Here is a 23,657-nt window from a genome sequence, read left to right as displayed (position 1 = left end):
GTGCAGGATAGCGGGCGCCGGCGCCGCGGTCAGATCACCTCGGGGTGCCGCATCGACCATGCGATGAGCGGCTCGAGGGTGGCGATCAGCTCCTCGGCCGCGGCCGAGGGCGCGTAGAGCACCTGGACCGGTGTGCTCGGGATGACGGAGCGCTCGATCAGCCCACGCTGCTCGAGCTCCTTGAGCCGCTGCGCCAGCACCCGGTCGGAGATCCCCTCGGTGAAGGCGCGGTAGTGCCCGAACCGGCGGGCTCCCCGCAGGCCCGCGAGCAGGATCATGCCGACCCAGCGCCGGCCGACGAACTCCAGCGCCGGCTGGAACGCGCGGCACGCGGCATCGCTGGGCGTGGTGTCCAGGCCCGTGGTGTCCAGGCCCGTGGTGTCGCCCGTGGTGCCGAGCGGTGCGTGCGCGATCGAGGTCACTTACCAAAGGTTAGTAGCTAATATCGCAATTGCCCACCACCCCGCCGCTCCGGACGCTGGAAGACATGACACAGACACAGGCCGGCCAGAACCCGCTCCTCGCCCAGCTGCAATGGGTGCACGACATGGTCCGCCGCGATCTCGCCGCGGTGCGCGACCTCGCCCGGGAGGCCGCCCGCGGCGCGCCGGCCCCCGGGATCCAGGAGGGGTTGCTCGGGTTACGCACGCGGGGAGGGCTGTTCCAGCTCCGGGTGAACTGCCTGCGCTACTGCGCGTTCGTCCACGAGCACCACACCAACGAGGACGTGGCCCTGTTCCCCGCCGTCCGCCGCTCCGCGCCGCAGCTCGGGGCGACCGTCGACCGCCTGGAGGCCGACCACCGCGTCGTCGCCGGCCTCCTCGACGAGATCGAGGCAACGGCCCGCACCCTCGACGGCGACGACACGGCCGCGCGGACCCGGCTCGTGGACGCCCTGGAGACCCTGTCGGCGCACCTGCTGGAGCACCTCGCCTTCGAGGAGCAGGCCCTCGCGCCGGTCCTCGCCTCCTGGAAGGCGTGGCCCTTCCATGGCTGAGCGGCCCCTGCGCTTCGGCGTCTCGATCACCCCGGACGCGCGGGACGTCGCCGGCGCCGTCGCGCTCGCCCGGGCCGCCGACGCCGCCGGGCTGGATCTGGTCACGGTGCAGGACCACCCGTACCAGCCGGATCATCTCGACGCGCCGCTGTTCGCCGGTCACCTCGCCGGCCGGACCAGCCGGGTGCGGTTCATGACCGGCGTCGCCGATCTCGCGCTGCGGCCCGCCCCGATGCTGGCCAAGGCTGCCGCGACGCTGGACGTGCTGACCGGCGGCCGGTTCGACCTCGGCGTCGGCACCGGCGGCTACCCGGACGCGGTCGCCGGCATGGGCGGCACACCGTGGCGGGGCGCCGCGGCGGTGACCGCCGCCGGTGAGGCGCTGCGGATCCTGCGGGAGGCCCTGCGGGCGGACGCCCCGGTCGTCCTCGACGGCGAGCACCACCGGGTCGGCGGATACCGGCCGGGTCCGGCGCGGCCCGTGCCGATCTGGCTCGGCGCGCAGGGCCCCCGGATGCTGGGCGTGCTCGGCGCGCTCGCCGACGGCTGGGTCAGCCCGCTGAACATCTACGTCCCGCCCGCCGAGGTCCCGGCCCGGCAGGCGGCGATCGACGCCGCCGCCGAGCGGGCCGGGCGGGACCCGTCGGCGGTGCGCCGCCTGTACAACGTGCTCGGTGCGATCGGCGCGAGCGCCGGTCAGGGGCTGCGCGGCGACAGCGAGACGTGGGCGCGGGTGCTCGCCGGGTGGGCGCACGACCTGCGCTTCGACACCTTCGTGTTCTGGCCCGTGGCGGACCACCTCGGCCAGGTCCGCCGGTTCGCCGAGGAGGTCGTGCCGCGGGTGCGGGAGCTGACCGCGTGAGGCTCAGCCGAGCAGCTCGCCCAGCGGCACCTTCGGGTCGGCGAGACGGGCCAGGTCCACCGCGGTGCCCTTCCAGCCGGCGCGGACGAGGGCCTGGATGTCGTCGGTGACGTCCCAGACGTTGACGTTCATGCCGGCCAGGACCCGGCCGTCCTTGACCCAGAAGGCGACGAACCCGTCCGCGACCGACGTGCCGCCACGGAACACGACGCCGTCGTGGTCGCCCGGCGCGGCGAAGCCGGAGTACTCCATGCCGAGGTCGAACTGGTCGGAGAAGAAGTACGGCACCCGGTCGTAGACGGCCTCACCCAGCAGTGCGGCGGCGGCGACCTTGCCGCCGTTGAGGGCGTTCGCCCAGTGCTCGACCCGCACCCGCCGGCGCAGGCCCGGGTGGTCGAGGTTGACCACGTCGCCGGCGGCGTAGATGTCGGGGTCGGAGGTGCGCAGGCCGGCGTCGACGAGGATGCCGTTGTCGACCTCCAGCCCGGCATCGACGGCGAGCTCGGTGCTGGGCTGGATGCCGATGCCGATGACGGCCACGTCGGCGGGCAGCTCGGTGCCGTCGGCGAGGACGACGCCGGTCAGGGTGCCGTCGATGCCGCGGAACTCCGCGACGGACGCGCCGAAGCGGAACTGCACGCCGTTGGCGCGGTGCAGGTCCGCGAAGATCGTGGCGACCTCGTCGCCGAGGACGCGCTGCAGGGGCAGGTCGGCGACCTCGACCACGGTGACGGTCGCGCCGTGCTTGCGGGCCGCGGCGGCGGTCTCCAGGCCGATCCAGCCGGCGCCGACGACGACCACGTGCGCGGCGGCGCGCAGGTGTGCGAGCAGCGCGTCGGACTCGTCGACGGTGCGCAGGTAGCGCACGCCGGTCAGGTCGGCGCCGGGCACGTCGAGGGTGCGCACCCGCGATCCGGTGGTGAGCAGCAACTTGTCGTAGCGCAGCTCGTCGACGCCGTCGAGGGTGACGGTGTGCGCGACCGGGTCGACGCGGGTGACGCGGGTGGCGAGGCGCAGGTCGACGTCGTGCTCGGCGTACCAGCCCTCGGGGTGGACGAACGCTTTCTCGCGGGCGTCCTCGTTGCCCTGCAGGTAGCCCTTGGACAGCGGCGGGCGCTCGTAGGGGCGCTCCGTCTCCTCGCCGATCAGCACGATCCGCCCGGTGAAGCCTTCGGCGCGCAGTGTCTCCGCCGCCTTCGCCCCGGCGAGGCTCGCGCCCACGATCACAAATGTCCGCTCGTCAGCCATACGTCCAGCCTTCCCTACCGGTCCGCGATCTGCCACCGATCACACGCCCGCGGTGGCCGCCGGGTTCAACCGCTGGTGCCACGCCGTGGCGGACAGGTCGGTGAGGCAGGCGACCTGGTCGATGACGACCCGAAGCCGGGCCGCGTCGTCGGCGGCGGCCCGCCACATCGGGGCGAAGACCGCGTCGAGCCCGTCCGGCGCCCGGTCGGCGAGCGCGGTCACCAGCTCCTGCAGGATGGTGATCTCCTGCGCGTAGCGCTGCTTCGAGCCGGGGCGGCGCATCACGTACCGCAGCGCGATGCCCTTCAGCAGCGCGCACTGCGCCCGCACAGCCGGCGGCACGACGAGCCCCGCCGCGTAGCGCCGCAGCGGCTCGTCGCCGTGCACCGCCCTGGTCGCCGACACGGCCGCCGCGGCGAAGCGCCCGGTGAGCACGCTCGTCACCCGTTTCAGGGCGACCTGGGCGGCGTGGCTGCCGTCGTAGTGGTCCACCGGTGCCAGGACCGGGTCGGCGAGCAGGTCCAGCAGGACGGTTTCGAGGTCCGCGGGGCGCTCGGTGGAGTACGCGGCGGCGACGTCCTCGCACAGCGCGGCCCGCTCGCCGGCGTCGGCGCGCAGCGTGGCCAGGTGGACGTAGCCGCCGTGGATGCCGTCCTCGACGTCGTGCACGGAGTAGGCCACGTCGTCGGCCCAGTCCATGACCTGCGCCTCGAGGCACCGTTCATCATCGGTACGGCCGGCGCGCAACCACCCGAAGACGGCGGCGTCGTCGGCGTACACGCCGAACTTGCGGAGCTCGGCGCGGCGGGGCCACGGGTATTTCGACACCGCGTCCAGCGCGGCGCGGGTGAGGTTGAGCCCGGCGGAGGTGCCGTCCGGGGCGAGGACCTTGGCCTCCAGCCGGGTCAGCACCCGCAGGGTCTGTGCGTTGCCCTCGAAGCCGCCGCACGGCCGCGCGACCTCGTCGAGGGCGTCCTCGCCGTTGTGCCCGAACGGCGGGTGGCCGAGGTCGTGGGCGAGCCCGGCGGTGTCGACCACGTCGGGGTCGCAGCCGAGGCGGGCACCCATCTCCCGGCCGATCTGCGCGACCTCCAGGGAGTGGGTGAGGCGGGTGCGCAGGAACGCGTCGGCGCCGGCGGTGTGCACCTGGGTCTTGGCGGCCAGGCGGCGGAACCCGGCGGAGTGCAGCACGCGGGCCCGGTCGCGCTGGAACGCTCCGCGGCCGTTGTCCGCGGAGGTCGTGGTGCGGTCCTTCTGCGGCTCGTGCACGAAGCGTTCCATAGCCGGGTCGAGGTCCGGGTTCACGCCTCGAGCTTAGAGGTCTCCCCGGGTTGCTGATCTCGCGGCGCTGGAAGTGGGGCCGGGACGGGCACCGGCGGCGCCGCGGGCGGGTCCCGGTCGGCGGGCGGCTCGTTGAGGGCCTCGACGACCGGGGTCATCAGGACCTTGATCGCGGCCACGATCGGGATCGCCATGAGGGCGCCGACCACGCCGAGGGTCGCGCCGCCGACGAGCGCGGCGAGCAGCACCGCGATCGCGGACAGGTCGACGGTGTTGCGCAGCACGCGCGGGGCGATCAGGTAGTTCTCCAGCTGCTGGTACAGCAGGAAGAACACCGCCACGACGATCGCGGTGGGCCACACGTCGCCGGTCACCAGCGCGACGACCGTGCAGCCGACGGCGCCGACGGTGGCGCCGATGAGCGGGATCAGGTCGGTGATCGCGACGAAGAACGCGAGCGGCAGCGCGAACGGCACGTCCATCGCGAACAGGCACACGAACGACGACACCCCGGCGAACAGCGAGATGATCAGGTTGCCGATCATGTAACCGCCGACCTTGTCGACGACGACGTTGATGGCCTGCGCGGCGCGGGGGCGGCCCTGCCGCGGCACCAGCCGCACGATGCCCCGCCGGATCCGGGGCAGGTCGGCCATGAAGTAGATGGTGAGCACGGTGACCAGCAGGACGTTGAGCACGGCGCTGAACATGCCGGCGATGATGCCGAGCGCGCCGCCGCCGACCTTGCCGGGCAGGGTCTTGGCGTACTCGGTGAGCTTCTCGGTCAGCCCGTAGCGGTCGGCCACCTCGCGGTAGGTCTGCGACCGTTCGGGCAGCTCCTGCAGGTATTGCGGGATGTTGCGCAGCAGGTCGCCGCCCTGGCCGACCAGCGGCGGGACCAGCGACCAGACGAACCCGACGAGGATCAGCAGCGCGAGCACGACGATGACGGCCACCGCGACCGAACGGCGCACCCCGCGGCGGATCAGCAGCCGCACGGCGGGGTCGAGGCTCACCGCGACGAAGACCGCGATGACGACCTGCACCAGGATCTGCCGGACGTTGTACAGCGCGAACGCGCCGGCGGCCACGGTCAGCAGGCCGAGGCCGGCGGCGACGGCCAGGCGGTAGGCCCTGCCGAAATCCGTCACGGGCGTCATCCGGGGGTTCGCAGGATGCAGAACTCGTTGCCCTCCGGGTCGGCGAGGACGAACCAGGTGGCGTCCTCGGGCTGGCCGACGTCGACGTGGCGGGCACCCATGTTGACGAGGCGCTCGATCTCGCCGTCCAGGTCGTCGGGGCGCAGGTCGAGGTGCAGCCGGTTCTTGGCGTGCTTGGCGTCCGGGTGGCGCAGGAAGACCAGCCGCGGATGGCCGTCGACGCCGGGGCCGACCACGACCTCCCGCGCGGACACGCTCTCGACCCGGTGGTCGAGCACCTCGGCCCACCACCGGCCGAGCCGCTCAGGGTCGAGCGCATCGACGATCAAGGCATCCCAGCGGCTCCCCATGCGTACCTCCGTGGTCGGCGTGGGGACTCACCATACGCCGGGTCGTCGGGCGTCGCAGCCGCGCCGATGCGCGAGGGGACGTCACCTTAGTCGCTTTCCAGGGACCGTGACGGCTAAACGTGCATTTTTGCAAAAGGCAATGACTGACCAGGCTCCGGTTACCGCCCGAATGCATGGAGTAGCTGATCAAGTGGCTCGGGGTAATTTGCCGGAAGCGCATCGTTACGGCCGCTCCCCCACGTCCTGGTCGTCGTGTGCCGCTGCGCCGTGCCTGCTTCTTCCATCCTCTGCCCGCCCGCGAACGGGGGACTCAGTGCCTGCTATCGATGACTGCCTGCGACGCGCGATGACGATTCGCGGCGCCATCGGGGCGAGCCTCATCGACTACACCACCGGGCAGTCGCTGGGCATGCAAGGCGGGAAGGAGCCGGTGGCACCGCACGCGGATCCGACCGCGGCGGCGCTGGGCACCGCGAGCGTCATCCACGCCGCGATGCAGACCGCCGCCTACGCCCCGGCGGTGCCCGGTGACACGGTCGAGGACGTCATCATCAGCACCTCGGCGGCGTACCACCTGATCCGCCCGGTGCGCACCGGCTTCGACTCGCGGCTGGTGCTGTACGTCTGGCTCGACCGGACCGAGGGCAACCTGGCGATCGCCCGCCGCCGCATCCGCTCGCTCGCCGAAGATCTGGCATGAACAGCGTGGGCACCGTGCAGAAAGGCGCCCGGCAGCAGCCGAAGCTCGGCAAGGGCGTCACACCGGCGAAGGCGCTCGCACAGCTCGCCGCGCTGGGCGTGACCGGGGCGCTGACCGTCGTCGGCGAGCCCGGCGGCGTGATCTTCATCCGCGACGGGCTGGTCAACGGCGTCGAGTCGCCGGCCGCGCCCAGCGTCGACCGGCTCCTCACCGCCGCCGGGCTGGTCGAGGAGCGGGTGTGGGAGACCATCCCGTCCCGGCCCGCCCGGGCCCTGGTGGAGGGCGGGCACGTCAGCGCCACCGGGATCGAGCTGTGCGCGCTCAACGCCCTCTACGACGCGGCGTACTTCGTGCTGTCCACCGAGCGGGCCGAGCTGCGCTTCGCCCCGGACATCGAGCACTGGCTCGGCGCCGACTGCACCGTGACGGCGGACCAGTTGTGCGACCACGTCGTGCGGCAGCGGCACATCCTCGACGAAGTGCACCCCTCCGACGTCACCGACACCGCCGCGGTCAGACCGGTCCTGCGACCCGGTCTCGACCGGGTGCTGGTGTCCGGGCTGCAGTGGGAGATCGTGCTGCACGCCGACGGTCACCGCACCCCGCTGGAGCTGGCCGGCCTGCTGGGGCGTTCCGCGTACGCGGTGACCCTCGACGTGCGGCGGCTCGCCGCGGCGGGGCTGCTCGAACCGCCGGAGCCGCCCGAGGCGACGGAGCCGGCGGAGCCCGCCGCCGCGTCCGCGCCGACCGCCCCGGCGGCCGGTGGCGCCGAGGCGCCGGCGAACGGGGGTGCGGACATCCGCGAGGTCCTGCCCCGGCGGGTGCCGGGGACGTTCACGTTCGAGGACCCGCCGTCCGGCACCCGGCGGCACCTGCCGGCGGGGGTCAGCGCCCTGGCCGTGCTGCCGGGCGCGATCGACAAGGCCCCCGACGACTCACTGCTCAAGCGCATCCGCTCGGCGCTGCAATCCCTGCGATGAGGCCGGCTCTTCAGATGGAGGTGAAACGGCAATGACCACCGATACGGAACTGCGCGGCGAGCTGCTCGCGGAGCTGCACCGGCTGCGCCGGGCCGTGCCGGAGCTCACCGGCTGCCTGGTCGCCAGCACCGACGGCCTGCTCATCGTCGAGGACGCCGAGTCGGTGGTCGTCGAGGGTGTCGCCGCGCTGGCGGCGGCCTGCCTCGGTGTCAGCCAGCGCATCGCCGACAGCGCCGGCCACGAGGACTTCCAGGAGGTGTTGATCAGCAGTACGGGCGGCCACGTCGCCATGTACATGGCCGGCCACGGCGCCGTGCTGGTGCTGCTGGCCGGCGACAAGGCGAACGTCGCGCGGCTGCATCACGAGGCACGGCGGGCGATCGCGGTGGTCTCGCGGGTCGTGGCCACCGCCGCGCTCACCTTCTCCCAGGCGCTGCCCGAGCCGGCCCGATGGTAGGCCGCAACGGCGGGGTCCACCGACGACCGAGACGAACCAGCGACCCGGCACCGAAACCCAGTGACACTCCCCCTATCAAGCTCACGGAGGTAGCCATGGCGGACATGGAAACGGCGCTCAAGGAACTCATGACCATCGACGGCGCGATGGGCGTCGCGCTGGTGGACTACAACAGCGGTATGGCGCTCGGCGTGCTCGGCGGTTCGAAGGACCTGGACCTCACCGTCGCGGCGGCCGGCAACACCGACGTGGTCCGCGCCAAGATGCGCACCATCGAGATGCTCAACCTCAAGGACGGCATCGAGGACATCCTGATCACGCTGAACAACCAGTACCACCTGATCAGGCCGGTCACCGGGCGCTCCGGCAAGGGGCTGTTCCTGTACCTGGCGCTGCTGCGGTCCCGGGCCAACCTCGCGCTGGCCCGGCACCAGCTGTCCCGCATCGAGGACGAGCTCGACGTCTGACGGTCCCCGTCCCTGAAGCCTGTCTAACGGGTGTCGGAGGTCGACTGCTCGGTCACGGCCGCGCGGCCGGCCTCCAACCGTGCCACGGGCACACGGAACGGTGAGCACGACACGTAGTCCAGGCCCACCTCGTGGAAGAAGTGCACCGACTCGGGGTCGCCGCCGTGCTCGCCGCAGACCCCGAAGTGCAGCTCGGGACGGGCCGCCCGGCCCTCGTCGACGGCGATGCGCACCAGCCGGCCGACGCCGTCGCGGTCGATGGACTCGAACGGCGACACCCCGAAGATGCCCAGCTCCAGGTACCGCCAGAAGAACGCGCCCTCGACGTCGTCGCGGGAGAAGCCCCAGCCCATCTGGGTCAGGTCGTTGGTCCCGAACGAGAAGAAGTCCGCGGCCTGGGCGATGTCGCCGGCGGTCAGCGCCGCCCTGGGCACCTCGATCATCGTGCCGATCTTCACTTCGACGTCGTACTCGCCGATGATCTTCTCGGCCTCCGCGCGGATCGTCTCCAGCTCCTGCACCGCGCCGACGAGCGGCACCATGATCTCCGGGTGTGCGCCGTCGACCTGCGCCGCGGCCTCGACGATCGCCCGCACCTGCATCGCGAACAGCCCGGGGATGACCAGCCCGAGGCGCACCCCGCGCAGGCCCAGCATCGGGTTCTCCTCGTGCATCCGCCGCACCGCGTCGAGCAGGTCCTTGTCGTGCCCCGGGTCCTGCCCGCGCTCCTCGGCGACGGCGACCTTCACCGCGAGGTCCTCCAGCGGCGGCAGGAACTCGTGCAGCGGCGGGTCGATGAGCCGTACCGTCACCGGCAGGCCCCGCATCTCACGGAACAGTTCGATGAAGTCGGCCCGCTGCAACGGCATCAGCTCCGCCAGGGCCGCGTCCCGCTGCTGCGCGGTGCCGGCCAGGATGAGCCGCTCGACCAGTGCCCGGCGCTCGCCGAGGAACATGTGCTCGGTCCGGCACAGCCCGATGCCCTGCGCCCCGAACCGGCGCGCCCGCGCGGCGTCCTCACCGGTGTCGGCGTTGGTGCGCACCCTCAGCTTCCTGGTGTCGTCCGCGTGGGTGAGGATCCGGTGCACCGCGCTGACGAGTGGGTCCGCCTCGGCGTCGAGGGTGCCTTCGAAGTACTGCACGACCGGCGACGGCTGGACCGGCACCTCACCGAGGTAGATCCGCCCGGTGGTGCCGTCGACGGAGATGACGTCACCCTCGGACACCACGTGACCGTCCACCGTGAACTGTCCCTTGTGGAGGTTGACGTCGAGGTCGTCGGCGCCGCACACGCACGTCTTGCCCATGCCGCGGGCGACCACGGCCGCGTGCGAGGTCTTGCCGCCGCGGCTGGTCAGGATGCCCTGCGCCGCGATCATGCCGGGCAGGTCGTCGGGGTTGGTCTCCCGGCGCACCAGGATGACCTGCTCACCCTCCTTGGCCATGGCCACCGCGTGCCCGGCGTCGAACACGGCCTTGCCGACGGCGGCGCCCGGCGACGCGCCGACGCCCCGGGTGAGCTGCTCCGGCTCGCCGCTCAGGTCGAACGTCGGGAACATCAGCTGGGCCAGCTGCGCGCCGTTGACCCGCCGCAGCGCCTCGTCCATGTCGATGACGCCCTCGTCGACGAGGTGCGTGGCGATGACGAACGCCGCCGCGGCGGTCCGCTTGCCGACCCGGGTCTGCAGCATCCACAGCTTGCCGCGTTCGATGGTGAACTCGATGTCGCACAGGTCCCGGTAGTGCTCCTCGAGCTTCGCCATGATGGCCATCAGCTCGTCGTAGCTGTGCCGGTCCTTGTCCCGCAGGCCTTCGAGGGGGGTGGTGTTGCGGATGCCGGCGACGACGTCCTCGCCCTGCGCGTTGGCGAGGTAGTCGCCGTAGACGCCGGGCTCACCCGTCGCCGGGTCGCGGGTGAACGCGACGCCCGTGCCCGAGTCGGCGCCGAGGTTGCCGAAGACCATCGCCACCACGTTGACGGCCGTGCCGAGGTCGGTCGGGATGCGCTCCTGCCGCCGGTACAGCACGGCACGGTCGGCGTTCCAGGAGCCGAAGACGGCGCTGACGGCGAGGTCGAGCTGCTCGCGCGGGTCCTGTGGGAAGTCACGGCCGGTGTGCTCGCGGAAGATCTCCTTGTACCGCTGCACCAGCTGCCGCAACGCGGCCGCGTCGAGGCCCAGGTCGTCCTTGGTCTTGGCGGCGTGCTTCGCGTCGTCGAGCGCGTGCTCGAACTCGGTGCCGGGGACCTCGCACACGGTCTTGCCGAACATCTGGATCAGCCGGCGGTAGGAGTCCCAGGCGAACCGCTCGTCCCCGCCGGCCTGCGCCGCGAGGCCGGCGACGCTGTGGTCGGTGAGCCCGACGTTGAGCACCGTCTCCATCATGCCGGGCATCGAGAACTTCGCCCCGGACCGGACCGAGACGAGCAGCGGGTCGTGCCGGTCGCCGAGCCTGCGGCCCATCTTGGCCTCCAGCGCGGCGAGGTGCTCCCCGACCTGGCGGTCCATCCCCTCGGGCAGGCTGCCGGTCTTGAGGTACACACGGCACGCGTCGGTGGTGATGGTGAACCCGGGCGGCACCGGCAGGCCGAGGTTGGTCATCTCGGCGAGGTTGGCTCCCTTGCCTCCGAGAAGATCCTTGAGATCCCGGTTGCCCTCTTCGAAGTCGTAGACGAACTTCTCCACTGACGCCTCCACTACCCTTACTGGTGCGGGCTAAGCCATCGTTAGGGTTCCCGTGTGCGGCACACCGTAAAGCGGTGTTCCGCGCTTTGGCACGGCCTTATGACAAGTCGCACAAGGAACGGCATACAAGGCTCTTACCAGTGCATTTGGGAGCGCTCCACCAAGCAGCTTCGCGCACCGTTCGGCTTCATGCCCGTTTTACGGCTTCTTGCATTCCCGCACTTCGGGATGCGTACACCTGCATTCTCCGCCGCATTTTCAATCACCACTGAGCATCATTTCTGCGCGGTGCCGTCGGCCCCCGCAGTGCTTCGGAGCCCCGCATGGCATGCTCGGAGACGTGACCCTGAAGCTCGGCCCCTACGTCGTCGACCCGCCCGTCGTGCTCGCCCCGATGGCCGGCATCACGAACGTGGCGTACCGCCAGCTCTGCCGCGAACAGGGTGCCGGCCTCTACGTCTGCGAGATGATCACGACCCGCGCCCTGGTCGAACGCAACCCCAAGACCATGAGCATGATCCAGTTCGGCGCGGCCGAGCGGCCGAGGAGCCTGCAGCTGTACGGCGTCGACCCGGCCACCATCCGCAAGGCCGTCGAGATGGTCGTCGAGCAGGACCTCGCCGACCACATCGACATGAACTTCGGCTGCAGCGTGCCCAAGGTGACCCGCCGCGGCGGCGGCTCCGCCCTGCCGTGGAAGCGCCGCCTGTTCCGCGACATCGTCACGTCCGCCGTCGAAGGCGCCCAGGGCCTGCCGGTCACGATCAAGATGCGCATCGGCATCGACGACTCGCACGTGACGATGCTCGACGCGGGCCGCATCGCCCAGGACGCCGGCGTCGCGTGGGTCGCGCTGCACGCCCGCACCGCCGCCCAACGCTATTCGGGCATCGCCTCCTGGGACGCGATCGCCGCGCTGAAGCAGACCCTCGACATCCCCGTCCTCGGCAACGGCGACATCTGGGAAGCCGAGGATGCGCTGCGCATGATGGCGCAGACGGGCTGCGACGGTGTGGTGATCGGCCGCGGCTGCCTCGGCCGCCCGTGGCTCTTCGCCGACCTGGCCGCCGCCTTCGCCGGCCGCGCCGACCGCGCCTTCCCCACCCTGGGCGAGGTCGCCACCCTGATGCACCGCCACGCGACCCTGCTCGTCGAATGGTGGGGCCGCGAAAAGGAAGGCGTCACCGACTTCCGCAAGCACGTCGCCTGGTACCTGAAAGGCTTCCCGGTCGGCGGCGAACTGCGCGCCGCCATGGCCACCGCGTCGTCCCTGGCCGAGCTCGGCGCCCTGCTCGCCCAGCTCGACCCGGCGGTCCCGTTCCCCCGCGACATCCTCGGCCAACCCAGAGGCCGCACCGGCACCCCGGCGAAGGTGGTCCTCCCCCAGGACTGGCTCGCCGACCGCGACGACGACACCATCCCCGAAGGCGCCGAACTCGACGACAGCGGCGGCTGAGCGCCGCGTCGTCAGGTCCGGGTGATGCGCATCGAGGAGATCGCGTCGTTGTTGCCGGTGTCGCGCATGTCGGGGTTGTCGGCGGTGAACGTCCACCGCGTCCCGATGAAGCCGCTGTGCTGAAACGCGGTGACGGTGTAGCCGGCGGGGACCCGGATGGACGAGATGTTGTCGTTGACCTTCCCGGCCGCCTGCAACTGCGGGAGGTCGTAGTCGCCCGCGCCGAGCGAGACCGCCGGACCGCCGAAGTTGATGTCGCCGTAGAACGTCGGGCCGGCGTCGCCGGGCCCGGACCGGACGGCCGTGTACAACAACGCGCCGGCCAGGAGGACGGCGACCGCGACGGCGGGCATGAGCGCCCGGCGCCAGGCAGTGGTGGACATCGCGGCTCCTTGTCGGACTGATTTCGCTGTGCGGCACGCCGATGCCGGCAGCACGCCGGCGCCGGTGTGCTGCCGGACGAGCCGGACCAGCGCGCCGACGCCGCGACCGGGAGGGCATCGACGACGCCGGCGCACCGCCGGCTAGTTCTGGGTGATGCGCATCGAGGAGATCGCGTCGTTGTTGCCCGTGTTGAGCATGTTCGAGTTGTCGGCGGTGAACGTCCACTGCGTCCCGGCGAAGCCGCTGTGCTGGAACGCGGTGACGGTGTAACCGCTGGGGACCCGGATGGACGAGATGCTGTCGTTGGCTATCCCGGCCGCCTGCAACTGCGAGAGGTCGTAGTTGCCGGCGCCGAGCGAGACCGCCGGACCGCCGAAGTTGATGTCGCCGTAGAACGTCGGGCCGCCGCTGGGCTGGCCGCCACCACCGATGCCGAGGGTCGATGCGGTGCCGGACAGTGACTTCACGCCGTTGTTCTGGGTGCCGGTCAGCGTGGTCGCCGAGTACGCCGACAGCAGCTTCGCGGTGCGCTCCACGACGTAGTTGGTGTTCGCCGCGGTGGCGAAGCTGATCTCCGACGCGCCTGCGGTGGTGATGACCGCGTTGTCGGAGGTGCGGCGGACCCGGACCTGCTGGGTGCCCCACGGGTTGACCACCCGGGCCTGCTTGCCGTGCAGGCTGCGCAGGCCGACGTACTTGATCTCGCCGCCCTCACGCTCGGAGGAGACCAGGAAGCCGTCCTTCGCCAGCAGTGTGAACTTGCCGGTGAAACCGCCGAACGTCGGCGCGGCGGGGAACACCCGGATCTTGTCGTTGTAGCTCTGCATCAGCGCCTCGTTCATCGCCACCAGGTGGATGCCGAGATACTCGAAGACGCCGTTGGTGTTGTTGGTCATGCCGTTGGGATAGTTCTGGTAGCGCTGCAGCATGGTCTTCATGCCGTTGAAGGTCTGGTCGCCGAGGCCCAGCCGGGCCGCCTGGGCGTGGTCGTTGGCCCACACGTTGCTGTACGGGTTCGGCCGGCTGTTCCACGTGTTGAGCGCGGTCTGGTAGTCGCTCGCGCCGATGCCGGTGCGGTCGTACGGCCAGATCAGTTCGGCCGACACGTTCTCGCCGTTGCGCTGCTGGGCCGGCGCGGGCGGGTCGTGCGGCAGCCAGGCACCGTTGGACACCTGGTAGGGGTGCATCCGGTTGACCAGGTCCTGCCACTGCGAGCGCAGCCCGCTGTCGACGCCGAGGTCGGTGGACACCTGGATGGCGATCGGGGCGAGCAGCCGCACGGCGGCAAGGTCTGTGATCGCGTTGCGCACGTCCCAGTAGGTCTCGTGTGCGTTGGAGTTGGGCATGACCCACTCGTTGTTCTGCAGCTGGAACCGGTTCTGGTAGAAGCGCAGCACGTCACGCATGAACGGGTAGACCGTGTTCTGCAGGTACGCGGTGTCGTTGGAGTACCGGTACTGCAGGTACATGTTGTACGCGGCCTCGGTGCCGGTGGAGTAGATGTCGTTGACGTAGTCGCTGCCGACGGTGCCGCGCGCGTTACCGTCCCAGCCCATCGTCTCCGGCACCCACAGCGCGTTGCCGACCCCGTACCGCGTCTGGGTGTACGACGTCAGCGCACCCTGATTTCGGCTGTAGAGGCGGTTGAACGTCGACATCATGTCGACATGGTTCGATGCCAGGAATGAGTTGTAGACGTCGCGCTGGTTCCAGTACCAGTAGCCGTTGGACCATTTCGTGTTGTCCTGCGTCGCGCGGAACACCCCGTTGATGAAGTGCACCGGGTAGTTGCCGAACCCGCCGGCGGCGATCATGTAGGTCGACAGGTAGTAGGCGTTCTCCAGGTAGTCGGCGTCGTTGCTGCCGCCGTACTGCACGAACGACCTGCCCCAGAAGCTGTGCCACCAGTTCTTGTAGTTGTTCAGCGTGGTGCCGTAGCCGGTGGCCTTCACCGAGGAGAGCTGGTTGCGCGCCTGGGCGACGGAGTCCCGGTTCGGCGCGTTGATCCGCGACGCCGCCGTGAACCAGATGGTGTAGCTCGACGACGGTGTGATGGTCAGCCGGACGCGGGTGCCGTTGACGGTCGAGGACGTGTAGCCGGCGCCCTCCACCGACGCGGCGAGCGTGTAGCCGAACCCGTTCGGGTCGGCCTGGCCGCGGGAGATGCCGATGCCGCCCGCGTCGGCGAAGGTCGACGCGGTCTTCCAGGTGGTCAGGTTCGGCACGTCAGCGGAGTTGGTGACCGCGTTGAGATCCCACAGGCTCAGCTCGAGGGTGATGTTCGAGACGCCCGTCCGGGTGTCGTCGACGTGGATGCCCATGACCTCGGAGTTGGGCGAGCCCATGATCGTGACCGTGCGGTTGGTGTCGTACTTCGTCGTCAGCGTGCCGTCGTACAGCGACAGCCGCTGCTGGAACGTCGAATACCCGGTGTTCATCGCCGGCGTCGTGGTGAGGTTGACGTTGCCGGCCGCGTACGCCGACTGCTCCGACAGGTCGACGCCCGACACCTGCATCGAGAGCTGGTTGGCGTTCCAGACCATCGCACCGGTCCGGCCGTTGCCGACGGTCAGGCCGTACAGCGGGTTGGTGTTCGGCGAGTTGTAGACGACGTCGTGCTTGGACAGGTACGAACCGTAGTTCACGTCCAGAGTGCCGGAGCTCGAGTTGAACGCGGCGTCGGTCGTCGAGGCGTTGGCGGGCCCGGACTGGACGACTGCGAGCAACAACGTGCCGGTCAGTGTGGCGGCGACGACGGCGGGCGTGAGCGCCCGGCGCCAGGGGGTGGGGGACATCGCGGCTCCTTGTCGGACTACGTGAGGCCGATGACGCTGAATCCTTCAGGGGCTCGCCGAAGACCCCGGCGTGTCACGCATCCCGGACGATCAAGGCGGCGCATACATGGGATGTATTTCGGTCGTCGAACACAGCTTGACGGCAGCCTGATAGACGCAGACCACCCTGCGGTGCGTTTGGCGGTCGCACCTCTCGACGGGTTACGGACATGCTCGGCGAAACATAGGATGACCGCTAGGCCGCTGTCAATACACACGGCCAACTGCGGCATACCCGACCGTCACGGTGGACGGCCCGCAGGACCGCGGCCGGAGGCGGCGGTTCCCCCGGGCCGGGTGTCGCCGGCGGTGCGGGTCGCGACGAGCATTGCGCACATGACGGCATCCCCGGACGGGCCTGCCGCGCCCGTGCTCGTCACCGGCGCGGCCGGAAGTGTCGGGGCGGTCGGCCGGTCCGTCGTGCAGCTGCTGCGGCGGCGGGGCGTGCCGGTGCGGGCGATGGTGCACCGGGAGGACGAGCGGGCCGAGGCGTTGCGGGCCACCGGCGCCGAGGTCGTCGCCGGGGATCTCACCGAGGCGGGCGACGTCGTGCGGGCCCTCGACGGGTGCCGCCGCGTGTACTTCGGCATGAGCGTGTCGGCGCGGTACCTGCAGGCGACGGCGACCGTGGCGGCCGCCGCCCGGGCGCAGGGCGACGTGACGGCGCTGGTGAACATGTCGCAGATGACGGTCTCGCAGATGACGCTGACCAGCACCACCGAGTCGAAGCAGCATCGGCTGCACTGGCTCGGCGAGCAGGTGCTCAACTGGTCGGGGCTACCGGTCGTGCACGTGCGGCCGACCGCCTTCCTGGAGAACCCGATCTTCGACGTGCCCGGCGACGGCGTGCTCCGGCTGCCGTTCGGGTCCGCGCGTACCTCACCGGTGGCGGCGCGTGACGTCGCCGAGGTGGTCGCGGCCCTGCTGATCGGGCCCGTGCCGCACGCCGGGAAGGTGTACGAGCTCACCGGCGCCCGCTCGCAGGACATGACCGCCATCGCGGCGGAGCTCACGGCCGCGCTGGGAAGGCCGGTCACCTACGTGGACGTCCCGCTGCGGCAATGGATCGACGAGGTGCTGACACCGCTCGGCCTGCCGGAGCACCTGCAGAACCATCTCGTCACCATGGCGCGGCTGCACCACGACGGTCGCTACGACCGCCTGACCCACGACGTCGAGGCCGTCATCGGCCGGCCACCCATGAGCATCCGTGACGTCGTCGCCGGGCGCACCTGACCACGTGTCCCCGGACCGGCGGGGTCAGCGGCGGGACCAGGTGAGCGCGGCGAGCCCCGCGAACACGAGGCCGAACACGACCAGGCAGCCACCCAGGAGCGTGCCGGGGTCGCCGTCCTGTGCGCTGCGGATCCAGGTGTACGCGCCGTACGCCAGCATCGCCAGGCCGAACAGGGCCAGGTAGAGCGCCACGAAGCCGGAACCCGCGCGCCTCACCCGGTGCCGCCCCTGGCGGACTCGTCGATCACGCGGCGGGCGGCGGCGCCGGGGTCGGCCTTGGCCTCGCCCAGGGGGATGCCGAAGACGTTGATGGTGTCCAGCACGCGGCGGTACTCCTGGCGTGACTGGGCGGCCGCGGCGTTCACCGCGTCGCGGACGGCGTCGCCGAGCGAGAGGTTGTCCAGGCGGCGGCGGGCGGTGGGGTGCAGCCGGATCTCGCGCAGGCCGCCCCAGGCGTCGGTGACCGCGGTGACGAGCCCGGTCGCGTCGGAGCCCTCGCACTCCAGCTCGGTCAGCTGCGACCGCAGGCCCAGCACGTCGTTCACCATCGGCCGGATCAGGTCCGGCACGCCGCGCAGCAGCTCCTCGTCGTTCACCGCGGGTCTCCCTGGTCGCCGGGCCTGGCCAGCCAGGCGCCGGCTTCGGCGGCCGCGGCGGCGCGGGCCGCACGGATCGCGTCGGCGCAGGCCTTCTGCAGCTGCTCGTGGTCGAGGTCACGGATCGCGTACGCCGTGATGTGCACGCCCTCGACGGTGCCGTCGACGCGGACCGTCGCCTCGACGAGGCCGGTCGGGTCGGTGGCGGTGCCGGTGGCGCTCAGCTGCTCGGCCATGGCCGCCTGGGCGGCCCTGGTCTCCTGCTGCATCTTCTCGGCGTCCTCGAGCAGGCCAGTGCGGGCAAGCCGCCGGGTCAGCTCGGTCAGCCGGGCGAATGGGTCGTCGTTCACGGGTGCTCCGTCGCCGTCAGTGCAGCAGGCTGGGCGGGATCTCGGCCAGCTTCCAGCCGCCCGGGTTGCCGATGGCGGACAGCCGCTCCGGGTCCAGGGCGGCGGCCTTGCCGCTCAGGTTGCCGTTCTGGTCCTTGAGGTGACCGGCCAGCTCCGCGTAGGCGCCGGCGATCTTCTGCTTCATGCTCGCCATGGTGGACAGGTAGGCCACGATGGTCCCGACGATGGCGCCGACGATCGCGATCGCCACGCCCAGGATGATCGTCTTGAGGATGACCTGCGTCGTCAGGGTCGGGTCCGGGGCGAGGCTGGCAGCGATGCACTCGAGGATCGCGGTGACCATCGCGATGAGGAACTCGATCTGCACGGCCAGGAAGAGCCCGCCGACCGCGGAGCACTCCGACGCGGTGACGTCGACGAGCTTGTTCAGCGAGTTGACCATGTTGTACAGCCGGTCGCCGTACTTGCGGAACTCCAGCGCGCCGTCGTCCTGCCAGGCGTCGGCGAGCAGCGCCTTCTGGGTGTTCGTGAGGTCCGTGGCGGCGGCGGACGTCACCGTGCGGATGTCCGACCAGTAGTCCGCCGCCTCATACCACGGCTTGGGGTCGGCATAGACCAGGGCGAACGCCTCGCAGGCGGCCGGCACCGCGAACACGACCGGGCTGGGCGCGCCGATGCGGGACAGGACGACGCCGAGGGCGATGATGGCGGCCTCGTCGATCCCGGCGAGGGCGAGCCCGGACGCGGGTGTGCTGCTGACCATCAGCTGATCCCCAGTTCCTTGGCGTGGCGGCGCTCGACCTCTTCGTAGTAGGTGGCGACCTTTCCCAGCGCGTCACCGACCGCGATCAACGCGTCGCCGATCCCGGCCGCGACCTCGTTGAGGCCCGTGCGTGCCTGCTCGTAGGAGGTGTGCAGCACCGGCACGCCGATCGGGAACGCGGTCCACGGCAGGTTGAGCTCCTCCAGCCGCGGCTGGATCTCGGTCTTGAACCGCTCGCCGTCGGCCTTGATGGTGGTCGCCCCGTGCCGGACGTCGTCGATCTTGAACTTGATGCCTTGGCCCATTGCTGCCCCCGTCGGCCGACTCTTGTCAATGCTTCACTCGTCAATGCATCGTCGCGGACGACAGTTTCAGCTCACCCGCCGGTGTGTCAACACACCGGCGGCACCGTCAGTCGGACAGGACGGCGAGCCGCCGCACGGGCCCGAAGCGCGCCGTCATGGTGTGCGGCCCACCGCCGCGTACATCGCGACCTCGGCGGGCGTGGCGTCCGGGTAGCTGCCCCGCCAGTCGCAGACCGCGACGACGCCGGGCGGCACCAGCTCCAGGCCGTCGAAGAAGGCGCCGAACTGCGCCGCGGTGCGCGCGTAACCGTCGGTGCGACCGGCGGCGAACATCGCCCGGTACGCGGCGGCGCCGGCCTCGTCGGCGAAGTCGACGGTCGCGTTCGTGGCGACCAGGTAACTGCCGGACGGCAGCGCGGACAGCAGGGTCCGCACGATCGGCAGGGCGGCCTCGTCGGTGTGGACGAAGTGCAGGATCGCCACGAGCAGCAGGGCGACGGGACGGTCCAGGTCGAGCGTGGCGCGCAGGTCGGGATGGCCCAGGATCGCGGCCGGGTCGCGCAGGTCCGCCTCCAGGTACGCGGTCTTCCCCTCGGGGGTACCGGTGAGCAGCGCCCGCGCGTGGGTGAGCACGATCGGGTCGTTGTCGACGTAGACGACGCGGGATGTGGGGTCGGCACGCTGCGCCAGCTCGTGGGTGTTGTCCGGCACGGGCAGGCCCGTGCCGATGTCCAGGAACTGGCGCACGCCGGCCTCCTCGGCCAGGAACCGCACGGCACGGCGGAGGAAGGCCCGGTTGGCCAGCACCGCCGTGCGCACGGTCGGGAACGCGGCGGCGATCTCGTCGCCGGAGGCCCGGTCGGCGGCGAAGTGGTCCTTGCCGCCGAGCCAGTAGTTGTAGCGGCGGGCCGGGTGGGGCACCGATGTGTCGATCCGGTCCTGTCCCGTCATGACGTTCAGGTTAATCGATGTGTCCGCACCCGTGCCCGCCGTCATGGATCTACGCGCAGGGCGCCTGCTTCGGGCCGGGCGCCACCGGGGGCGCCGCGTCCGACACCGTCACCGACAGCTGGGCGGTCGCCGCCAGCTGGGTGCCGGCGGGCGCCCCGGCCTTGGCCGCGTCGACCACGACGGACCGCGAGCCGAGGTACGCGAACGTGTTCCCGTCGAAGATCAGCTCGTAGCGGATGCCCTGGGCGGCGTTGACGTAGCCGACCGCGACGCCGCCGCGGCCGGCGGCGTCCTGCGCGTCGCCGACCAGCTGCGCACCGGGGACGAGCTTCAACGCCTGGTACACGGCCGTGTGCTGGGCCGCGGGCATCGCCGCACCGGCCAGTTCCGTGCCGGCCTTCCACAGGTAGAAGTTCTTGTCGGCGCCGCCGCCGGGGAACTTCCTGAAGTAGGTCAGCATGCCCTGCGCGTCGGCCGGCAGGGTGCCGTAGAACGCGTAGTCCTGCCTGATCTCCCCGCCCTTCGCCGGGCACAGCACGTTCTCGTCGACCGAGCCGGCCGCGGGCACGCCCGCCGGGACGGCGCGCCCCGGGAACGGCAGCGGCGCCAGGTTCTCGGACCGGATCGCACCCTGTTTCGTGTTGTCCGAGGAGATCCAGGTCGTCCGTTTCATCCGGTACAGGTAGCGCCCGTCGTCGCCGAAGAACGCCTGGTCCTGCACGATGGACTCGGTGACCACGAACTGCCCCGGGCCGGGTGTGACCCCGGGGACGGCCGCGGCGAGGTCGAGCACCTCGGCGACGGAGACGGGCCGCAGCCCGGCCTTCGCCGAAGCCGACGCCGAGCCGACCGCGGACGGCGGGGCCGCCGGCGGGGTCGTCGTGGTCAGCAGCACCGCCACCGCCACCGCCACCCCGGCCGTGGCGAGGCCCGCGACCGCCAGCAGCGGGCGGCGGGACCTGGGCCGGGCAGCGCGCTGCGCCCGCAGGGTCGTCACGAAGGACCGTTCGGCCTCCGTCAGTACGGCACCGGACATCTCCGGCACCTCGCCGCGGAACTCGCGGAGTTGTCGCATGTCGTTCACAGGTCCTCCTGGATGGACGTCGGGTCCGCCCCGCCGAGTGCCACGCGCATCCTGCTTCGAGCCCGGTTCACCCGGGACCGCACCGTTCCCACGGGCACACCGAGTGCGACCGCGATCTCCTCGTACGTGAGGTCGCCCCACGCCACCAGCAGCAGCGCGTCGCGGTACCCGGGACGCAGGTCCGCGAGCGCCGCGGCGAGCCGCCGGTTGACGGCATCCGCACCCAGCCGGGCGTCGCTGAGCACCTCGAACCCCTCCGTCACCGGGTCGATGCCGGTGCGTTCGAGGGCCTTCAGCGCCCGGATCTCGGCGCGGCGCTGCCGGCCGATCAGGTTGGTGGCGATGCCGAACAGCCACGGCCGGGCGTCGAGCCGGTCGGGTGCGTAGCGGTGCCGCTGCCGGAACGCCGCGAGGAACACGTCGGCGCAGACGTCCTCGGCGCATGCCGTGCCGAGGCGGCGGGTCACGTACCGCTGGATCACCGGCGCGTGCCGGCGGAAGATCAGGGCGAAGAGCTCGGGCTCATCCAGGGACCGCGCGATGATCACGGCATCGCCCACCGGTTCGGTGGCCACCGCTGTCTCGGTTGGTCTGGTCATCGGGCATCAGGCCTCTCGGCTGTCGGTCAGTACACCCGGTACTTGCCCGACCGCCGCGCCACGGTTCCCGGTTTCAGTCCTCGACCGCGGCGGCAGCCCCGAACACCCATGGCGTGGTCTGCGCGATGAAGTCCGCCGGGAAGCCGAGCGTGAACGCCGTCGCCTCCTCCAGGCGGGCGACGTGCTCCGCCGGCAGCTCCACGTCCAGCGCGCCGAGGTTGTCGGTGAGCTGCTCCAGGGACCTGGCGCCGACGATCGGGTGGACCGCCCGGGACCGGACCCTGGTCCACGCGAGCGCGACCCGCGCCGGGGTGACGCCGAGGTCGTCCGCGACCGCCTGCACGGCCCGCGCCACGGACAGGTCGTGCTCGGAGATCGAGGACGGGTCGAGCCGCCGGGTCGGTGAGCTGCCGCCGGTGTACTTGCCGGAGAGCACCCCGTTGCCGAGGGGGCTCCACGCGGCGACGGTCATCCCGAACGACTCCGCCATCGGCAGCAGCTCCCGCTCGACGTCCCGGTTGAGCAGGCTGTAGGGCACCTGCAGGCCGGCGAACGCGGTCCAGCCGCGCCACTGCGCGAGGGTGTTGGCCCGGGACACGACCCACGCCGGCGCGTCGGAGATGCCGACGTGCAGCACCTTCCCGGACCGTACCGCGTCGTCGAGGGCCCGCATCGTCTCCTCGATCGGCGTGTGCCGGTCCCAGATGTGCACCCAGTAGACGTCGAGGTGGTCGGTGCGCAGCCGGCGCAGGCTCGTCTCCAGCGACAGCCGCAGGTTCTTGCGGTGGTTGCCGCCGCCGTTGGGGTCGGCCGCGTCGCGCGTGACGCTGTACTTCGTGGTCAGCACGAACCGGTCCCGCCGGCCCTCCAGGAGCTCGCCGAGGATCTCCTCGCTCGCGCCGCCCCGGTAGTTGCTGGCGGTGTCCAGCACGTTGCCGCCCGCGTCGGCGTACGCGTCGAGGATCCTGCGGCACTCCTCGATCGGCGCGCCGACCCCGCCCTGCTCGCCGAACGTCATCGCACCCAGGAACAGCTCCGAGACGCGCAGCCCGGTCTGCCCGAACGTCCGGTACCGCATCGCAACCCCCATGATCTCGCCCGATGCCCGGCGCCAATCGTAGCCACACGGGAACTTCCCCTGGTTCGGCGGCGACTACCCGTCCGTGGAGTGCATGCGGTACCGGGAAGCGCTGTCCGCGCGGATGGACGGCGAGGACGAGGCGGTCGCGCCGGCGCTGGTCGACGCGCACCTGTCGCAGTGCGCGGCGTGCCGGCAGTGGCAGGAGCAGGCGTTCGCGGCGACGCGGATGGTACGGCTGTGGCCGCTGCACGCCGCTCCGCCACCGGCGCAACGCCTCCTGGCGGGCTTCGCCCCGTCGTCGCGTCGTTCGCTGCGTGAGGTGCTCACCCGGCGGCGGCTGGTGTTCTCGCTGCGGGTGCTGCTCGGCGGGTTCGGCGCGGCGCAGTTCGTGCTCGGCATCGCCCAGGCGGCGAACGCGGCGACCGCCCACGTGCACGAGGCCGGTCACGTGTTCCACGAGTCGGCCGCCTGGAACGTGGCGATCGGCGCCGGGTTCGCCTGGATCGCGACCCGGCGGGCCACCCCGGCCGGCGCGCTGCCGATGCTGACCGCGTTCGTGGCGCTGCTGGCGCTGCTGTCCGCCAACGACCTGCTCGCCGGGGCGGTGGAGACGGCGCGGCTGGTGAGCCACGGGTTCGTCCTCGCCGGGTACGCGATCGTGGTCGCCCTGTCCCGTCCCGCGCTCGACCCCGGGGGCCCGCCCGCCGACCGGCAACGCCCGGCGCGCCGGTTCGGCCGCCCGCCGGCGCTCGACGCCGTCGACGAGCCGCCGGCCCCGGCGCCGCTGCGCCTGATCCAGGGCCAGGCGCGCGTCAAACGGGCCGCCTGAACC

General features: G+C 71.5%; 26 protein-coding genes. 9 read left to right on the top strand and 17 right to left on the bottom strand.

The genetic code is table 11. The features are described from left to right. Positions 1-29 precede the first annotated feature (29 nt). Positions 30-422 (bottom strand): winged helix-turn-helix transcriptional regulator, encoded by a 393-nt coding sequence (locus tag OHA72_RS17160; RefSeq protein WP_327008820.1) that lies wholly within the window; start codon positions 420-422, stop codon positions 30-32. Between the two features lie 65 nt (positions 423-487). Between OHA72_RS17160 and OHA72_RS17155 the strand changes: the two genes are divergently transcribed. Both OHA72_RS17155 and OHA72_RS17150 read left to right on the top strand, forming a co-directional pair. After that, positions 488-997 carry a hemerythrin domain-containing protein gene (locus OHA72_RS17155; RefSeq protein WP_327008819.1) on the top strand — a complete coding sequence of 170 codons (510 nt, stop codon included), beginning with the start codon at positions 488-490 and terminating at the stop codon, positions 995-997. After that, positions 990-1,859, top strand: a complete 870-nt coding sequence (locus OHA72_RS17150; RefSeq protein ID WP_327008818.1) for an LLM class flavin-dependent oxidoreductase — start codon at positions 990-992, stop codon at positions 1,857-1,859. Before OHA72_RS17155 ends, OHA72_RS17150 begins: the two co-directional genes overlap by 8 nt. A gap of 3 nt (positions 1,860-1,862) precedes the next feature. On the opposite strand, the gene OHA72_RS17145 is transcribed toward OHA72_RS17150, so the two are convergent. From OHA72_RS17145 to OHA72_RS17130, 4 genes are read right to left on the bottom strand one after another with little or no spacing between them, the layout of a single operon-like run. Beyond that, entirely contained in the window at positions 1,863-3,107 is a 1,245-nt protein-coding gene (locus OHA72_RS17145) for an NAD(P)/FAD-dependent oxidoreductase (RefSeq protein WP_327008817.1), read from the bottom strand. A 39-nt stretch (positions 3,108-3,146) separates the two neighbouring features. Next, positions 3,147-4,412 carry a deoxyguanosinetriphosphate triphosphohydrolase gene (locus OHA72_RS17140; protein ID WP_327008816.1) on the bottom strand — a complete coding sequence of 422 codons (1,266 nt, stop codon included), beginning with the start codon at positions 4,410-4,412 and terminating at the stop codon, positions 3,147-3,149. Further along, entirely contained in the window at positions 4,409-5,548 is a 1,140-nt protein-coding gene (locus OHA72_RS17135; protein ID WP_327008815.1) for an AI-2E family transporter, read from the bottom strand. The genes OHA72_RS17140 and OHA72_RS17135 overlap by 4 nt, the downstream gene beginning before the upstream one ends. Continuing rightward, positions 5,545-5,898, bottom strand: coding sequence for a VOC family protein (locus tag OHA72_RS17130; RefSeq protein WP_327008814.1), 354 nt, complete (start codon positions 5,896-5,898; stop codon positions 5,545-5,547). The genes OHA72_RS17135 and OHA72_RS17130 overlap by 4 nt, the downstream gene beginning before the upstream one ends. A gap of 346 nt (positions 5,899-6,244) precedes the next feature. Here OHA72_RS17130 and OHA72_RS17125 point away from each other — a divergent pair, with 346 nt between their 5' ends. From OHA72_RS17125 to OHA72_RS17110, 4 genes are all read left to right on the top strand, one after another. Continuing rightward, entirely contained in the window at positions 6,245-6,598 is a 354-nt protein-coding gene (locus OHA72_RS17125) for a hypothetical protein (protein WP_327008813.1), read from the top strand. Beyond that, entirely contained in the window at positions 6,595-7,578 is a 984-nt protein-coding gene (locus tag OHA72_RS17120; RefSeq protein WP_327008812.1) for a hypothetical protein, read from the top strand. Before OHA72_RS17125 ends, OHA72_RS17120 begins: the two co-directional genes overlap by 4 nt. Before the next feature lie 31 nt (positions 7,579-7,609). Beyond that, the gene (locus OHA72_RS17115) at positions 7,610-8,035 is read left to right on the top strand and encodes a roadblock/LC7 domain-containing protein (protein WP_327008811.1); all 426 of its coding nucleotides are present in this window, start codon (positions 7,610-7,612) and stop codon (positions 8,033-8,035) included. Positions 8,036-8,130: 95 nt separating this feature from the next. Then, complete coding sequence (locus OHA72_RS17110; protein WP_327008810.1) at positions 8,131-8,502, top strand: hypothetical protein; 372 nt, start codon at positions 8,131-8,133, stop codon at positions 8,500-8,502. Positions 8,503-8,525: 23 nt separating this feature from the next. On the opposite strand, the gene ppdK is transcribed toward OHA72_RS17110, so the two are convergent. Continuing rightward, entirely contained in the window at positions 8,526-11,186 is a 2,661-nt protein-coding gene (gene ppdK, locus OHA72_RS17105; protein WP_327008809.1) for a pyruvate, phosphate dikinase, read from the bottom strand. A gap of 328 nt (positions 11,187-11,514) precedes the next feature. Here ppdK and dusB point away from each other — a divergent pair, with 328 nt between their 5' ends. After that, a complete protein-coding gene (dusB, locus tag OHA72_RS17100) occupies positions 11,515-12,642 on the top strand; it encodes a tRNA dihydrouridine synthase DusB (protein ID WP_327008808.1) in 1,128 nt (375 codons plus the stop codon). An 11-nt stretch (positions 12,643-12,653) separates the two neighbouring features. Here the strand turns inward: dusB and OHA72_RS17095 are convergent, their stop codons facing one another. Together OHA72_RS17095 and OHA72_RS17090 are read right to left on the bottom strand one after the other, a co-directional pair. Further along, positions 12,654-13,025 (bottom strand): beta/gamma crystallin family protein, encoded by a 372-nt coding sequence (locus OHA72_RS17095; RefSeq protein ID WP_327008807.1) that lies wholly within the window; start codon positions 13,023-13,025, stop codon positions 12,654-12,656. Between the two features lie 141 nt (positions 13,026-13,166). Then, a complete protein-coding gene (locus OHA72_RS17090) occupies positions 13,167-15,821 on the bottom strand; it encodes a glycosyl hydrolase family 95 catalytic domain-containing protein (RefSeq protein ID WP_327008806.1) in 2,655 nt (884 codons plus the stop codon). A gap of 375 nt (positions 15,822-16,196) precedes the next feature. Here OHA72_RS17090 and OHA72_RS17085 point away from each other — a divergent pair, with 375 nt between their 5' ends. Then, positions 16,197-17,096 carry an NAD(P)H-binding protein gene (locus tag OHA72_RS17085; protein ID WP_327008805.1) on the top strand — a complete coding sequence of 300 codons (900 nt, stop codon included), beginning with the start codon at positions 16,197-16,199 and terminating at the stop codon, positions 17,094-17,096. Between the two features lie 24 nt (positions 17,097-17,120). Here OHA72_RS17085 and OHA72_RS17080 read toward each other — a convergent pair whose 3' ends face one another. The 9 genes from OHA72_RS17080 to OHA72_RS17040 all read right to left on the bottom strand — a co-directional run bounded on the left by OHA72_RS17080 (position 17,121) and on the right by OHA72_RS17040 (position 22,822). Then, entirely contained in the window at positions 17,121-17,312 is a 192-nt protein-coding gene (locus OHA72_RS17080) for a hypothetical protein (protein ID WP_327008804.1), read from the bottom strand. Continuing rightward, positions 17,309-17,692, bottom strand: a complete 384-nt coding sequence (locus OHA72_RS17075; RefSeq protein ID WP_327008803.1) for a YbaB/EbfC family nucleoid-associated protein — start codon at positions 17,690-17,692, stop codon at positions 17,309-17,311. Before OHA72_RS17075 ends, OHA72_RS17080 begins: the two co-directional genes overlap by 4 nt. After that, on the bottom strand, positions 17,689-18,042 hold the full coding sequence (locus tag OHA72_RS17070) for a YbaB/EbfC family nucleoid-associated protein (RefSeq protein ID WP_327008802.1): 354 nt from the start codon (positions 18,040-18,042) through the stop codon (positions 17,689-17,691). The genes OHA72_RS17075 and OHA72_RS17070 overlap by 4 nt, the downstream gene beginning before the upstream one ends. Before the next feature lie 16 nt (positions 18,043-18,058). Continuing rightward, a complete protein-coding gene (locus tag OHA72_RS17065; RefSeq protein WP_327008801.1) occupies positions 18,059-18,805 on the bottom strand; it encodes a hypothetical protein in 747 nt (248 codons plus the stop codon). Continuing rightward, positions 18,805-19,110: a hypothetical protein gene (locus OHA72_RS17060; protein WP_327008800.1), complete on the bottom strand. Its 306-nt coding sequence runs from the start codon at positions 19,108-19,110 to the stop codon at positions 18,805-18,807. The genes OHA72_RS17065 and OHA72_RS17060 overlap by 1 nt, the downstream gene beginning before the upstream one ends. A 153-nt stretch (positions 19,111-19,263) precedes the next feature. Next, positions 19,264-20,061 (bottom strand): SAM-dependent methyltransferase, encoded by a 798-nt coding sequence (locus OHA72_RS17055; RefSeq protein WP_327008799.1) that lies wholly within the window; start codon positions 20,059-20,061, stop codon positions 19,264-19,266. Between the two features lie 49 nt (positions 20,062-20,110). Next, on the bottom strand, positions 20,111-21,136 hold the full coding sequence (locus tag OHA72_RS17050; protein WP_327011581.1) for a CU044_5270 family protein: 1,026 nt from the start codon (positions 21,134-21,136) through the stop codon (positions 20,111-20,113). A gap of 5 nt (positions 21,137-21,141) precedes the next feature. After that, positions 21,142-21,720 (bottom strand): RNA polymerase sigma factor, encoded by a 579-nt coding sequence (locus OHA72_RS17045; protein WP_327008798.1) that lies wholly within the window; start codon positions 21,718-21,720, stop codon positions 21,142-21,144. Positions 21,721-21,817: 97 nt separating this feature from the next. Further along, positions 21,818-22,822, bottom strand: a complete 1,005-nt coding sequence (locus OHA72_RS17040) for an aldo/keto reductase (RefSeq protein WP_327008797.1) — start codon at positions 22,820-22,822, stop codon at positions 21,818-21,820. Positions 22,823-22,916: 94 nt separating this feature from the next. On the opposite strand from OHA72_RS17040, the gene OHA72_RS17035 reads away from it, so the two are divergent. Further along, positions 22,917-23,654: a zf-HC2 domain-containing protein gene (locus OHA72_RS17035; protein WP_327008796.1), complete on the top strand. Its 738-nt coding sequence runs from the start codon at positions 22,917-22,919 to the stop codon at positions 23,652-23,654. The last annotated feature ends 3 nt before the right edge of the window (positions 23,655-23,657 follow it).

It is taken from the genome of Dactylosporangium sp. NBC_01737 (genome assembly GCF_035963215.1).
In the GTDB taxonomy this organism is placed as follows: Bacteria; Actinomycetota; Actinomycetes; order Mycobacteriales; family Micromonosporaceae; genus Dactylosporangium.
The sequence above is the reverse complement of the archived record's forward strand: the minus strand, read 5'-3'. Positions and strand labels throughout refer to the sequence as shown.